This is a genomic window from Actinoallomurus spadix (assembly GCF_024055725.1).
Taxonomy (GTDB): domain Bacteria; phylum Actinomycetota; class Actinomycetes; order Streptosporangiales; family Streptosporangiaceae; genus Actinoallomurus; species Actinoallomurus spadix.
The window spans coordinates 404,105-417,228 of the sequence record NZ_JAMXMX010000002.1; the positions used below are offsets into that span (position 1 = coordinate 404,105).

The 13,124-nt window shown below is 72.4% G+C and carries 12 protein-coding genes; 5 read left to right on the forward strand and 7 right to left on the reverse strand.

Features of this window, described 5'->3' with window-relative positions; translation table 11 throughout:
- Positions 1-574 precede the first annotated feature (574 nt).
- The 4 genes from NE235_RS03960 to NE235_RS03975 all read right to left on the reverse strand — a co-directional run bounded on the left by NE235_RS03960 (position 575) and on the right by NE235_RS03975 (position 3,875).
- Positions 575-1,213: a hypothetical protein gene (locus NE235_RS03960; protein WP_252799423.1), complete on the reverse strand. Its 639-nt coding sequence runs from the start codon at positions 1,211-1,213 to the stop codon at positions 575-577.
- 8 nt (positions 1,214-1,221) lie between these two features.
- Positions 1,222-2,328, reverse strand: a complete 1,107-nt coding sequence (serC, locus tag NE235_RS03965) for a phosphoserine transaminase (protein ID WP_252799424.1) — start codon at positions 2,326-2,328, stop codon at positions 1,222-1,224.
- 85 nt (positions 2,329-2,413) lie between these two features.
- Positions 2,414-2,695, reverse strand: a complete 282-nt coding sequence (locus NE235_RS03970; RefSeq protein WP_252799426.1) for a hypothetical protein — start codon at positions 2,693-2,695, stop codon at positions 2,414-2,416.
- A 73-nt stretch (positions 2,696-2,768) separates the two neighbouring features.
- The gene (locus NE235_RS03975; protein WP_252799428.1) at positions 2,769-3,875 is read right to left on the reverse strand and encodes a citrate synthase 2; all 1,107 of its coding nucleotides are present in this window, start codon (positions 3,873-3,875) and stop codon (positions 2,769-2,771) included.
- A gap of 174 nt (positions 3,876-4,049) precedes the next feature.
- On the opposite strand from NE235_RS03975, the gene pdxH reads away from it, so the two are divergent.
- From pdxH to NE235_RS03990, 3 genes are all read left to right on the forward strand, one after another.
- Positions 4,050-4,706 (forward strand): pyridoxamine 5'-phosphate oxidase, encoded by a 657-nt coding sequence (pdxH, locus tag NE235_RS03980; RefSeq protein WP_252799430.1) that lies wholly within the window; start codon positions 4,050-4,052, stop codon positions 4,704-4,706.
- Positions 4,703-6,037, forward strand: coding sequence for an MFS transporter (locus NE235_RS03985; RefSeq protein ID WP_252799431.1), 1,335 nt, complete (start codon positions 4,703-4,705; stop codon positions 6,035-6,037). Before pdxH ends, NE235_RS03985 begins: the two co-directional genes overlap by 4 nt.
- Before the next feature lie 123 nt (positions 6,038-6,160).
- Positions 6,161-7,432 carry an FG-GAP and VCBS repeat-containing protein gene (locus NE235_RS03990; RefSeq protein ID WP_252799433.1) on the forward strand — a complete coding sequence of 424 codons (1,272 nt, stop codon included), beginning with the start codon at positions 6,161-6,163 and terminating at the stop codon, positions 7,430-7,432.
- 4 nt (positions 7,433-7,436) lie between these two features.
- On the opposite strand, the gene NE235_RS03995 is transcribed toward NE235_RS03990, so the two are convergent.
- Positions 7,437-8,084, reverse strand: a complete 648-nt coding sequence (locus NE235_RS03995) for a UdgX family uracil-DNA binding protein (protein ID WP_252799435.1) — start codon at positions 8,082-8,084, stop codon at positions 7,437-7,439.
- A 162-nt stretch (positions 8,085-8,246) separates the two neighbouring features.
- Between NE235_RS03995 and NE235_RS04000 the strand changes: the two genes are divergently transcribed.
- Complete coding sequence (locus NE235_RS04000; protein ID WP_289848106.1) at positions 8,247-8,960, forward strand: metal-dependent transcriptional regulator; 714 nt, start codon at positions 8,247-8,249, stop codon at positions 8,958-8,960.
- Positions 8,961-9,059: 99 nt separating this feature from the next.
- The gene (locus tag NE235_RS04005) at positions 9,060-11,291 is read left to right on the forward strand and encodes an ATP-binding SpoIIE family protein phosphatase (RefSeq protein WP_252799437.1); all 2,232 of its coding nucleotides are present in this window, start codon (positions 9,060-9,062) and stop codon (positions 11,289-11,291) included.
- 58 nt (positions 11,292-11,349) lie between these two features.
- On the opposite strand, the gene NE235_RS04010 is transcribed toward NE235_RS04005, so the two are convergent.
- Positions 11,350-12,519, reverse strand: a complete 1,170-nt coding sequence (locus NE235_RS04010; protein WP_252799439.1) for a CU044_5270 family protein — start codon at positions 12,517-12,519, stop codon at positions 11,350-11,352.
- Complete coding sequence (locus NE235_RS04015) at positions 12,512-13,069, reverse strand: RNA polymerase sigma factor (RefSeq protein ID WP_252799441.1); 558 nt, start codon at positions 13,067-13,069, stop codon at positions 12,512-12,514. The genes NE235_RS04010 and NE235_RS04015 overlap by 8 nt, the downstream gene beginning before the upstream one ends.
- Positions 13,070-13,124 lie beyond the last annotated feature (55 nt).

The window sequence follows — 13,124 nt, forward strand, 5'->3', positions numbered from 1 at the left end:
GAATCCTCTCGTCTGGGTAGACGCCCCTGGAAAACAGGCCGCCATCCCCGGCGCCTGCCAGAACCAACCCCGCACCAACCCCGCACTGTGCAGGTGGAACGCCCCAGCCAACGGCGAGCCGCAGGCATCACGGAAACTGCGCCAAGAGCCACTTCTCCCTCCTGAGGGGACAGCGCCCAACGCGACCGCCGGCTGCCGAGGCGGGCGGTTGCGGCGCGCGCCCCACCCCGTGCTGCGCGGTCTGGCCGGATCGATCAGCCGCTTTGACGTCGCTGGTGCCGTAAGGAATCCGGCGAATCGGTCTTCGATCGTCGACAACGGCGGCAACGTGCCCAGAGCGGCGGCGTCGTGGTCGCTGCGGCGGTGAAGTCGGCGTGCTTCATCGGGCGGCGGCGCGAACTCGCGGCGCTGGATCGAATGCTGGGCCGGGTCGCCCGCGGCGGCCGAGCCGGGCGGTCGGGGCGGGCGGTCGGGGCGGGCGTTGTTGATGCGCGGGCGACGTCGCGTCGGCAAGTCGCGGCTGGTCACCTCATGGCATCCGGACGCGGGCGTCCATGGACGGACGGATTGACGATCAGGCGGTCTTGGCGGGGCGGCGGCGCTGGCCGGCGTAGAAGACCGTGGCACCGGTCAGGACGAACAGGCCCGTGGCGATCCACACGGTGACTTCGAGCGGGGGCTGGTCGGGGCCGTCGGGCAGGCGCGGGTCCAGCAGGCCCAGGGGGTCCTTGCGGATGGTGACGCGCTGCGCGGGCCTGATGTGGTCGAAGCAGTTCTCCTGCTGGGAGACCACGTGGACGGTGCCGGTCGGCTCGACCACGGTGCAAAACAGGTCCGCGCCGCGCCGGCCGTCCCGGTCGACGACCTTGGTGACGACGGCGGGCGCCGGGTCGCCGACGGCCTTCATGTACGCCTCGTAGAGGCCGGGGCCGGCGAACAGCGTCAGCGCCAGGCCGCTGCAGGAGACCAGCACGGCGGCGCCCGCGCGGTGCCAGATGCCGCCGGTGAGGACCGCGGCGGTGGCCCAGGCCGCGAGTGCAACGATCACGCCGACCACGATCAGGCCGTGCGGGTACTGGGCGAGCAACGCGCCGAGAACGAACAGGACGGGGATCGCACAGGCCCATGCCGACGAGCCGAGCAGCCGGCGGGTAGGAGAGAGGGGCCGCTCCGGGCCGGTCGTCGCGGGCGGAGCGGTGTCGGGGAGGCCCATTCGTCGCGTCAGAGGCGCTCGACGACGTGGTCGATGCAGGCGGTGAGCGCCTCGACGTCGTCCGGGTCGATCGCCGGGTACATCGCGATGCGCAGCTGGTTGCGACCCAGGCTGCGGTACGGCTCGGTGTCGACGATGCCGTTGGCGCGCAGCACCTTCGCGACCTCGGCGGCGTCGACGCCCTCGAAGTCGATCGTGCCGACGACGTTGGAGCGGTGGGCGGGGTCGGCGACGAACGGGGTCGTGTAGGAGGTCTTCTCCGCCCAGGTATAGAGACGCCGCGCGGAGTCGGCGCTGCGGCCGGTCGACCACTCCAGGCCGCCGTGCTCCAGGAACCACTCGACCTGCTCGGCCATGAGCAGCAGGGTGGCCACCGCCGGGGTGTTGTACGTCTGGTCCTTGCGGGAGTTGTTCACCACGACCGTCAGGTCGTAGAAGTCCGGGATGTAGCGGCCGGACGCGGCGATCTCCTCGACCCGGGCGAGCGCGGCCGGGGACATCAGCGCCAGCCAGAGCCCGCCGTCGGAGGCGAAGCCCTTCTGCGGCGCGAAGTAGTAGACGTCGGTCTCGGCCACGTCGACCGGCAGGCCGGCGGCGCCGCTGGTGGCGTCGACGAGAACGAGGCCGGAGCCCGACGGCCGCTCGATCGGCATGGCGACGCCGGTGGAGGTCTCGTTGTGGGTGAAGGCGTACACGTCGACCGTGTCGTCCCCCACCGGGGACGGGCGCGACCCCGGCTCGCTCTGGATCACCGACGGGTCGGCCAGCCAGGGCGCCTTCTTCGTGACCTTGGCGAACTTCGAGGAGAACTCGCCGAACACCAGGTGCTGGGACCGCTCCCGTACGAGCCCGAACGCGGCGGCGTCCCAGAACGCCGTGGTGCCGCCGTTGCTCAGCACGACCTCGTAGCCGTCGGGCAGCGAGAACAGCCGCGCCAGACCTTCGCGGACCCGCCCCACGAGGGACTTGACCGGCCGCTGCCGGTGCGAGGTGCCGAGGTAGGTGCCGCCGGACTCGGCCAGCGCGGCGAGCTGCTCGAGGCGGACCTTCGACGGCCCGGAGCCGAAGCGGCCGTCGGCGGGCTTGAGGCTGTCGGGGATCACGATGTCGGTCACGTGCAGTAAGACTAGTTCAGCATCGGCGATCCGCAGCGGACTTTTCCACAGGTTGAGACACCGAGCCGGGCCGGGTCCGCCCGGTTCAGCGGCGGCGGAGGGCCCAGGCGATCAGGGCGAGGAGGCCGAGGGCGCAGGCGACGGAGACGGTCGCCGGGTACAGCCACGGGCGGCCCGCGCGGTGGGCGTCCAGTGCCGCGCCGCCGGAGTCGTACGCCAGCAGGGCCAGGGCCCCGGCCATCACCCAGGCGATGATCCGCCAGGAGACCGCGTCGCGCCGCCGGGCTCGCTCGCGCCGCTCGCGTTCGTACCGCAGCAGCTCGACGTCGCGCTCGTCGGGCTCCTCGTCGCGGGGACCGGTGTACACGGTCAGCTCCTCCCTCCCGCAGAAACGGCCCGTGGTGCCGGGGGCATCACGGGCCGTACGGAGCCGGACTCCTTCAGTGCCGGTCCAGCACCTCCGAGGCGCCCTCGACGTCGGTGACCGGGCGGGACGCCGGGCCGACGTAGTGGGCGCTCGGGCGGACCAGACGGCCGGTGCGCTTCTGCTCCAGGATGTGCGCGGCCCAGCCCGCGGTGCGGGCGCAGGTGAACATGGCCGGCATCATGTGCGGCGGAACCTCGGCGAAGTCGAGGATCACCGCGGCCCAGAACTCCACGTTCGTCTCGATCGCGCGGTCGGGACGGCGCTCGCGCAGCTCGGCGAGGGCGGCGTCCTCCAGCGCCTTGGCCGCTTCGTACCGCGGGGCGTTCAGCTCCTTGGCGGTACGGCGCAGCACGCGGGCGCGCGGGTCCTCGGCGCGGTAGACGCGGTGTCCGAAACCCATGAGGCGCTCGTGGTTGTCCAGGATGTCGGTCACGACCTTGCGGGCGTCACCGAGCTGCTCGACCTTCTCGATCATCGGCAGCACGCGGGCCGGGGCGCCGCCGTGCAGCGGGCCGGACATCGCGCCGATGGCGCCGGAGATCGAGGCCGCCACGTCGGCGCCGGTGGAGGCGATGACGCGGGCGGTGAAGGTGGAGGCGTTCATGCCGTGCTCGGCGGCGGAGACCCAGTACGCGTCGATGGCCTTCACGTGCTTCGGGTCCGGCTCGCCACGCCAGCGGATCATGAACCGCTCCGTGATCGTCTTGCCCTCGTTCACGCGGTTCTGCGAGACCATCGGCAGGCCGAGGCCGCGGGCGCTCTGCGCCACGAACGACAGGGCGGTCACGGACGTGCGGGCGAGGTCCTCGCGGGCCTGCTCGTCGCTGATGTCCAGCAGCGGGCGCATGCCGTACGCCGGAGCGATGATCGGCAGCGCGCTCTGGACGTCGACGCGGACGTCACCGGAGTGCACGGGCAGCACGTGAGGCTCGGCCGGAGTGAGCCCGGGGGTGAAGCTGTTGTCGACCAGCAGCCCCCACGCGTCACCGAAGGAGACGCGGCCAACGAGATCCTCGATGTCGACTCCCCGGTACCGGAGAGCGCCGCCCTCCTTGTCCGGTTCCGCGATCTCAGTCTCGAAGGCGACTACGCCCTCGAGGCCGGGTTTGAAGTCGGACATGTTCTGTCCTGCCTTTCGTCCCCTTGATGTACAGCGCCAACTGGTAATTGAACCGCTTCATCCTCCGTGAGCCGTACCCGGGGGGGTGTGAGATGCGCAATTCTTTCCGTTTGAGCAACTCTCGCGGGAACCTTGTCTCGTCGTCCATGGTCTCTCGCGAGAGGATGTCCTGTCGTGGAGCACCTTGATGTCGCCGCCCTCCGTGAGTCCTACGCCGGTGTGGGCCTACATGCCCGCGACCTCGCGGCCGACCCCCTGACGCAGTTCGGAACCTGGTTCACCGACGCCGTCGGGGCGGGCCTGCCCGAGCCGAACGCCATGGTCCTGTCCACCGTCGACGCCGACGGGCGGCCGAGCGCGCGGACGGTCCTGCTGAAGGGGTACGGCCCGGAAGGATTCCGCTTCTTCACGAACCATCGGTCCCGCAAGGCGCAGGCGATCTCCACCGACCCTCGCGTCGCCCTGCTGTTCCCCTGGCACCCGCTGCGCCGCCAGGTGATCGTCGAGGGCGTCGCCGAGCGGTTGTCGCGGGAGGAGTCAGAGGAGTACTTCCGCAGCCGCCCGCACGGCTCGCAGATCGGGGCCTGGGCGAGCGAGTACCAGTCCGCGGTCGTCGCCGGCCGGAGCGAGATGGAGAGCCGGTACGCCGAACTCGCCGCGCGCTGGCCGGACGAGGTGCCCATGCCGGACTTCTGGGGCGGTTACCGGGTGCTCCCGGCGACCGTGGAGTTCTGGCAGGGCCGTACGAACCGCCTGCACGACCGGCTCCGCTACCGGCGCGCCCACCCGAACGAAGAGGGCGAATGGGTCATCGAGAGACTTAGGCCGTGAGTCCCAACCCCGATCCCCCCTCCTCTTCCTCCGAGCTCGACTCTCTGACCGAGGACGCCCCCGCCGCGGCTTCGCGACCCGCCCGGACCTCGCGGCTGCGCGGGCTGGCGCGGCGGGCGGCGATCGACACGCGTCCCCTGAGCCACGCGGCGTTCCGGCGGCTGTGGCTCGGGCAGGCCGTCTCGTTCACCGGCTTCCAGCTGACCTCGGTGGCGATCTCCGTCCAGGTGTACACCCTGACGAAGTCCTCGCTGTGGGTGGGACTGCTCGGCCCGGCCAACCTCGTACCGCTGATCGTCTTCGGGCTCTGGGGCGGCGCGGTCGCCGACGCCATGGACCGCCGGCGGTTGCTCGTCCTGGCGTCCCTCGTCACGTGGGCGTCGACTCTGGGCCTGTTCCTCCAGGCGCTCCTCCACGTCGGGAACGTTCCACTGATCATCGGGCTGGTCGTCGTCCAGTCGGTCGGGTTCGCGATCACCTCGCCGACGCGGGGCGCCGTGATCCCGCGTCTGCTGCCGGTCACGCTCGTCCCGGCGGCCAACACCCTGAACTTCACCGCGTCCCAGACCGCGACCTTCATCGGCCCCGTGCTGGCCGGTGTCGTGATCGGCAGCGGCCGGTACGCGCTGGCGTACGGCCTCGACGCCGCGCTGTTCACGGTCGGCCTGTACGCCGCGATCCGCCTGCCGGCGATGCCGCCCCTCGGCGACGAGACCGGCCGCCGTCCCGGGCTGCGCTCGGTCTTCGAGGGCCTGCGGTTCCTCGGCACCCGCCCGGTGCTGATGATGTCGTTCGTCGTCGACATCATCGCGATGGGCGTGGCCATGCCGCGGGCGCTGTTCCCCGAGGTCGCCGACACCCGGTTCGGCGGTGAGCAGGCCGTCGGCTGGCTCGTCGCGGCCATCGCCGTCGGCGCGGTCCTCGGCGGCCTCATGTCCGGCTGGATCGGCCGCATCCGCCGCCAGGGCATCGCCCTGATCGCCGTGATCGCGGCCTGGGGGCTGGCCGTCGCGGCGGCCGGGCTCGCGCACGCGCTGTGGCTGGCGCTGCTGTTCCTCGCCCTCGGCGGCGCGGCCGACCTCGTGTCGGCGGTGTTCCGGCAGACGATCCTGCAGACGTACGCCCCGGACGAGATGCGCGGCCGCCTGCAGGGGGTCTTCACGGTCGTCGTCGCGGGCGGTCCCCGGCTGGGCGACCTGCGCGCCGGGGCCGTGGGCGCCGCGGCCGGCGCGACCGCCTCCTGGGTCGGCGGCGGCCTCGCCTGCGCGATCCTCGTCGTCCTCGTCGGGCTGGCCGTCCCCTCCTTCCTCCGGTACACGACCGACGGATGACCGGGACGAAGATCCGAACAGGGGAGGGACTCGCCGCGGCGGGGCATTGCCCGGGAGGGGCCGGCGCACTACCGTTCGCACCGCCTACGTGATCTTCCGACCCGCCCGGAACCGAGGACCCTCATGCGACGACGCATGCGAGCGGCGATGACGCTCGCCCTGATCGGCCTGCCCGCGGCGCTCGGCGCGGCCCCCGCCCACGCCGCCGCCCGTACCCCTGGAGTCGCCGACCTCGACGGAGACGGTTACGGCGACCTGGTGATCGGGGCGCCGGCCGCGAGCGGCGGCGGCCGGGTGACGGTCGTGTACGGCTCCCGGAACGGCGTCGACCTCGGGCACCACCAGGTCCTCGCGCCGCTCCGGTCCGGCGGGGCGTTCGGGACGGCCGTCGTGACCGCGGACTTCGACGGGGACGGCCGTACGGACCTGGCCGTGGGCGCGCCCGGCCACGGCACGATCGAGATCTTCGGCGGGACCCGGTCCGGCCTGAGCCGCCGGGCCGTCCTGACCCCGGGCGACGGGGCGGGCCGGGCCCTGGCGGTCGGCGACGTCGACCACGACGGGCGTCCCGACCTCCTGGCGGCGGGGAACTCCGCGCTCCTGATCATCGGTTTCACCGCCGGCGTCCCGAAGATCGTGACCACCGTCAAGGGCCACGCGTCCCGCCGGGTCGCGATCGCGGCCGGGGACCTGAACGGTGACGGGTACGCGGACGCGGCCTGGAACGCCGACGGCGTCCTCCGGCTCCTCCACGGATCGCGGACCGGCCTGCGCCCGGTGCCGGGAACGGCGAGCGTCGGGTCCACCGGCGGCCTCGCGATCGCCGACGTGAACGGGGACCGGCGCGGCGACGTCGTCGCGGGCGACCCCGGCGGCGCGCACGGCGGTCTCGTGAAGGTCTACCCGGGCGGTGACCTGGGCCATCCCCGGGCGTACGGGCAGGACACCGAGGGCGTGCCCGGAAAGGGCGAGACGGGGGACGAGTTCGGTGCGGCGGTCGTCGCCCGCGACCGCGACGGTGACGGGCGCGCGGACGTGGTGGTCGGCGCGCCCGGCGAGGCGATCGGCGAGCGCCGGAACGCCGGGGCCGTCACCGTCCTGCGCGGTGACGCCCACTGGAGCCTCGGCGCGGGCTCCTCGTCGTTCAGTCAGGACACCGAGGGCGTGCCGGGCGTCGCGGAGACCGGCGACCGGTACGGCGCCGCGCTGTCCCTGGCCGACCTCGACGGCGACACGAGGCTCGACCTCACCGTCGGCACCCCAGGCGAGAACGGCGGCGACGGCGGCGTCTCGGTCTATCCGGGGCAGGGCATCGCGGGCATGACGGTGTTCGGCGGGAAGGCGGCCGGTCTGTCCGCCGTCAAAGCCGCCTTCGGCGGCGCCTTGTCCGGCTGACCGTCTAGTGGAGGACCTGGGCGGCGACCTTCAGGTCCGCGACCAGGCCGGCGAACGCCGCGTCGCGGTCGTCGGCGCGCAGGACGGCCGACGGGTGGACGGTCGGGACGTAGAAGCCGTTCTGCGTGGCCGACTCGTCGTCCAGCGGCGGCCGCGGGATCAACTGGCCGCGCTGCTTCGTCACCCGGAACGAAGGGCCCAGGAGCGCCTTGCCGGCCGTCGCGCCGAGAATGACGATCACCTCCGGGTCGATGATCCGCAGCTCGGAGGTGAGCCACGGCCTGCACGCCGTGATGTGGGCGGCGTCGGGCGTCTGGTGGATGCGGCGCTTGCCGGGCCCCGACTGGTTGAATCTGAAATGTTTCACCGAGTTGGTGACATACGCGTCACCTCGCTCGATGCCCGCCTCGGCCAGCGCCTTGTCCAGCAGCCGGCCGGCCGGGCCCACGAACGGCGCGCCCTGCCGGTCCTCCTGATCGCCGGGCTGCTCGCCGACCAGCACCACCCGCGCGGCCGCGACGCCCGACCCGAGAACCGCCTGGGTGGCGTGCTCGTACAGGTCACAGCCCCGGCAGTCCTGGACGGCACGGCGCAGACCGTCGAGGTCCGCCCCCGCCGGGACGTAGTGCTCGGCTCCCTCGAAACGTGTCATCGCGCGGCCAATCTCCCCAGGTCGCGCGGCCCGTGCCCGTAGGGGAAGACCGGGTCCGCGCGGAACGTTCGTAACAAAAGCGTAGGAGCATCGTCCCCCGTCGTCTTCGGTTCCCCAACCGTCGCTGATCCGCCGTAGCATGGGGCGAGACTGGAGGAAGCCTTGACCGCACACGGCTTGATCGACACCACGGAGATGTACCTCCGGACGATCTTCGAGCTCGAAGAGGAGGGCATCGTCCCGCTTCGCGCGCGTATCGCCGAGCGGTTGTCGCAGAGCGGTCCGACGGTCAGCCAGACGGTGGCGCGGATGGAGCGCGACGGACTGCTCAAGGTCGAGGGCGACCGTCACCTGGAGCTCACCGACACCGGCCGGTCGCTGGCCGTCCGGGTCATGCGCAAGCACCGTCTCGCCGAGTGCCTGCTGGTCAACGTCATCGGCCTGCCCTGGGAGGACGTCCACGTCGAGGCGTGCCGCTGGGAGCACGTGATGTCGGAGGAGGTCGAGCGGCGCCTGGTCACCTTGCTCGACGGCCCGTCGACGTGCCCGCACGGCAACCCCATCCCCGGCCTGGCCGAGCTCGGTGCCGACGTCGAGGCGTGGGCCGACCCGCGGACGGCGGAGCCGCTGGCGCTGATGACCGAGGTCGCGACCGCGACCGGAGTGCCCGTGGTCGTCCAGCGGATCAGCGAGCAGGTGCAGGGCGATCGCGCGCTGATGCTCAGGCTCAAGGAGATCGGGATTCAACCGGGACGAGAGGTGACGCTTGCGGCCGCCGACGAAGGCATTCGAGTGACCTGTGACGACGCAGCCGACAGCCGTTCCACTGAGATTCCGCATCGTGTCGCCGCTCACGTCTTCGTCTCGAAGCGCTGAGTTGCCGGTTCGACGTATCCCGGTGCGGCGTTCGTCGTTCAATAGTCCGGGGGGACCATATCCGGGGGGCCGAGTGAGCGATCGCAAGGTGACAGGCCCATGAAGCGTAGGGGTGATCCGCCCATCGACGCTCTCCTGCCGCCGAAGACCGTCCTGGACGCCGTCGAGATGGCGGTCGTCGTCTGTGACCGGTTCGGCAACGTCCTGTACACCAACGCCTTCACCGAGACGTTGCTGGGCTTCGGCGGCCCGGAGTACATCGGCCGGTCGTGGCTCTCGCTCGGCGTCGCCGAGGAGGATCACGAGCAGGCCAAGGACCTGGCCCGGCGGGTGCTGCGCGGCGCGGTGTGGGAGGGGACCTTCTGCAACGTCCGGGCCGACGGCGGCACCATCTACACCCGCGCGTACGCCGTGCCCCTGCGCCATCCCTCGGGCGGCATCGAGGGCATCGTCATCTTCGGCCGGGAGGCGCTGCGCAGCAACCAGCGCGACCAGGACCGCTACGGCCTGCTGGAGCGGGTCGGTGAGCGGCTGGCCGCCTCGCTGGAGCTGCCGCAGACGCTGCGGCGTGTCGCCGACACGCTCGTCCCGCAGTTCGCCGACCACTGCTTCATCGACCTGTTCAGCGGGGACAAGCTCGTCCGCCGGGTGTCCCGGCACGCCGCCGACTGGACCCCGCCGCCGGGCACGTGGGCCGACGTCGGCGAGACGGTGGAGTACCCCGCCGGGCACTTCAACGCCAAGGCCATGACCCGGCGGGACGCGGTGCTGGTCGAGGACGTCATCGCCGACTACATGAAGGCGCCGACCCCGGCGAGCAAGCGGCTCGCCGAGGAGGTCGGCGTGACCTCGATCATCTCCGCTCCGCTGCTCGCGCGCGGCGAGCTGCTGGGCGTGATGAGCCTGGCCCTGTCCGGCGTCACCGTCCGGCCCGACCCGCACTACGACGGGTTCGACCGTGACCTCATCGGCGCCATCGCCAGCCGGGTCGCCCTCGCGATCGACAACGCGATGCTGTTCGAGGAGGAGCGGGAGACCGCCCTGGCGTTCCAGAAGCACCTCCTGCCGGGCGACCGGCCGCCGACCCCCGACGGCCTGGAGATCGCCTGGCGGTACGAACCGGCCCGCCCCCTGGAGTCGCACGGCCAGGGCATCCAGACGCAGGTCGGCGGCGACTGGTACGACGTGATCCCGCTGTCGGCGGGCCGGGTCGGCCTGGTCATCGGCGACGTCGAGGGCCGTGGCGCCCGCGCCGCCGCCGTCATGGGCCAGCTGCGGGCCGCGCTGCGCGCGTTCGCGCAGGACGACAAGCCGCCGGCCGACATCCTCACGAAGCTGGACGAATGGGTGCGCACGATGAGCACCCCGGCCGGCTCCGGCGACGCGGCCGAGGGCGAGGAGACCCCACTGGTCTCCGTCACCTACTTCGTGTACGACGCCTGGTCCCGGATCCTGTCCTTCGCGAACGCCGGCCACCAGCCGCCGTTGCTGGTCCTCGACGGCGAGGTGGGGGAGCTCGAGGCCACCGGCCGGGGCGCCATGCTCGGCGTCCGCCAGCCGGGCCTGGGCGGCGACATCCGGTACGAAGAGGAGACCCGCGAGCTACCGCCCGGCAGCACCCTCGTCCTCTACACCGACGGCCTGATCGAGCGCCGCCCGAAGGAGGACGGCGACTACCACAGCCGCGAGGAGGCCCGGGAGCTGCTGTACGACGCCGTCCGCAGGGCCGCGCGCGGCGGCGTCGAGGCGATCGCCAACGCGGCGTACGACGCGGTGCCCGGCGACATCGACGACGACGTGGCCATCGTGGTGGTGCGCACCGCGCCGACCCGGCTCCGGTTCGAGGAGCGCACCTTCCCCGCCGAGCCGATCATGGTGTCCGAGGCGCGCCGGCTCGCCGCCGAGACGTTCGCCGACTGGGGCATGCTGGACGAGCAGTCCGAGCTCGCCTGCCTGCTGGTCTCCGAGGTCGTCACCAACGTCGTGCTGCACGCGGCCAACACCCCCGCCCCCCGGCGCGAGTTCGTGCTCGAGGGCGCGCTGGGCCTCGACGGCCCCGGTGGTCTCGACGACTCCTGGGACCTGCCCGACCTGAGCCGACGCGAGCCCGCGACCAAGGAGTTCACCCTCCGGTTGCGGCGCGGTGAGAAGGCCGCGTGGGTGGAGGTGCTGGACAAGGACATGCGGCTGCCCCGCATCAGGAGCGCGGGGGAGACCGACGAGGGCGGCCGTGGCCTCTACCTCGTCGACCAGCTCGCCGCCCGCTGGGGCTCCCGCCCCACCAGCGACGGCAAGGCCGTCTGGTTCGAGATCCCCCTGAAGTCCACCTGAACCACCTCGGGCCTGGACGCCGTCCGCAGGGACGGCCTCCAGGCCCGATGCGCGTCTTCTAACGCAGGTCGAACGGCAGCGTGGGCGGCGGCGTCGGCTTGGTGCCACTCCAACCCGCCGAGCGGTTGGCCTGGTAGTCGATGATGAAGCCCGGCTTCATCTCCGCGTACGGGCCGCCGGGCTTGGTCAGCTCGGTCTGCACGGACAGCAGCGCACCGGTGCGCTCGTCGAAGATGTCGACCTTGCGCCAGCTGTAGGTCCCCTGCTCGGCCTTCGGGCCGCCGTACTCGCCGGTCCTCGTCGCCGTCATCTCGCCGGCGGCCAGCGCGACGCCCCGGCGACCCAGCGGGTCGGTGTCGTGCCCGATCGCGTGGACGCCCGGCTGGGCGGCCAGCGCCCGCATCAGGCCCGCCCGGACCTTCGGCGGCGTCGGAGTCCACCCCACCAGGGCCGCCACCTTCTGCATCTTCCCGTTGGCCACCGCGGTCGGCGACGGCTTCCGCGGCAGACCCATCTTCTTCGGATCCAACGCCGACTCGCTCAGGAACATCTGGGCGAGCTCGGTGGGGTCGGTCGGGAGGTTCTGGAGCTTCGCGGTCGACTGACCCATGAACTCGCCGCCGCCTTTGGGGACGAACCCGCGTTCCGGGCCGTCCGCGCTCCACTTCGTCCCCTTGGCGGAGTAGGTGTAGTGATGATCGCCTGACCAGACGTGGAAGCTCTTCGGCGACCCGGCCTTGCGCCACAGCGCCTGATCCTGCGTGGTCACCGGGTGAGCCGGAAGATCACGGCCGTAGTAGGCCTCGCCCATGCCGCGCTTCGCGCCGTGCCAGATGAACTGCTCCGTGGTCGCTCCGGTGATCGCGTAGGTTCCCGTCTTCGGCCGCATGATGTAGGACTGGCCGTCGATGATGTCGACGTACCAGTAATTGCCGGTCGCCTGCTGTTCGGCCTTCGTCGCCGCCGCGAGGAAGGCGCTCTTGGCGTCGAGTCGCACCGTGCCGGACGCTGCGGGCGTGTGGCCCCCGGAGGGCGTGTTGCCGCCGACGAGCGTGATGGCCACGGTCGCGGCCGCGCCCGCCGCGACGACGCCGCCGAGGCCCCACCACAGGCGGGGCGCCGTACGGCGCGGCGGCCTGGTCAGCAGTGCCTTCGCCCGGGCGATCTCGCGGCCGGTGGGCGGGGCGGGCTCGGGGTAGGCGTCCCGGACCATCCGCACCTCATCCATGTTGTTCCTCCAGAGTGAGCATCGGGTTGGTCCCGCCGAGCGCCTTGCGCAGTTTGGTTCGGGCACGGCTCAGCCGGGAGCCGACCGTGCCATAGGAGATCCCCAGCGCCGCCGCGACCTCTTCGTGGCTGAGGTCGGCCAGGGCGACGAGCAGCAGCACGTCGCGCTGGCCGCGCGGCAGCGCCGCGATCGCCCCGGCGAGCTCGCCACGGAGGCCCTCGGCGCTGACCCGCTCGTCGGTCCGGTCGGCGTGCCCTTCGGCGTCGCGGCCGGGGCCGAGGCGGGCGCGCGCCCGCAGCGCGCGCGTCTCGGCCCGCTGGTGCCGGCCGACGACCTTGGTCGCGATGCCGTACAGCCAGGTGCGCACGCTCCCGCGAGCCGGGTCGTAGCGCCGGCGCTGCCGGAACGCCTCCAGGAACGTCTGCGCCGCGACGTCGGAGGCGGCGTCCGGGCCGAGCCGTTTGGCCGCGTACCGGTGGATCTCGGCGAAGTGCGCGTCGAAGACGTCGTCGAAGCGCTCAGCCGGGGCGGGTGGGGGGTCCCCTGTCATCAGGTGCCTTTCCATGGCGCGGATGGCGGTCACTGGGTATCACCCGCGGCCGGTC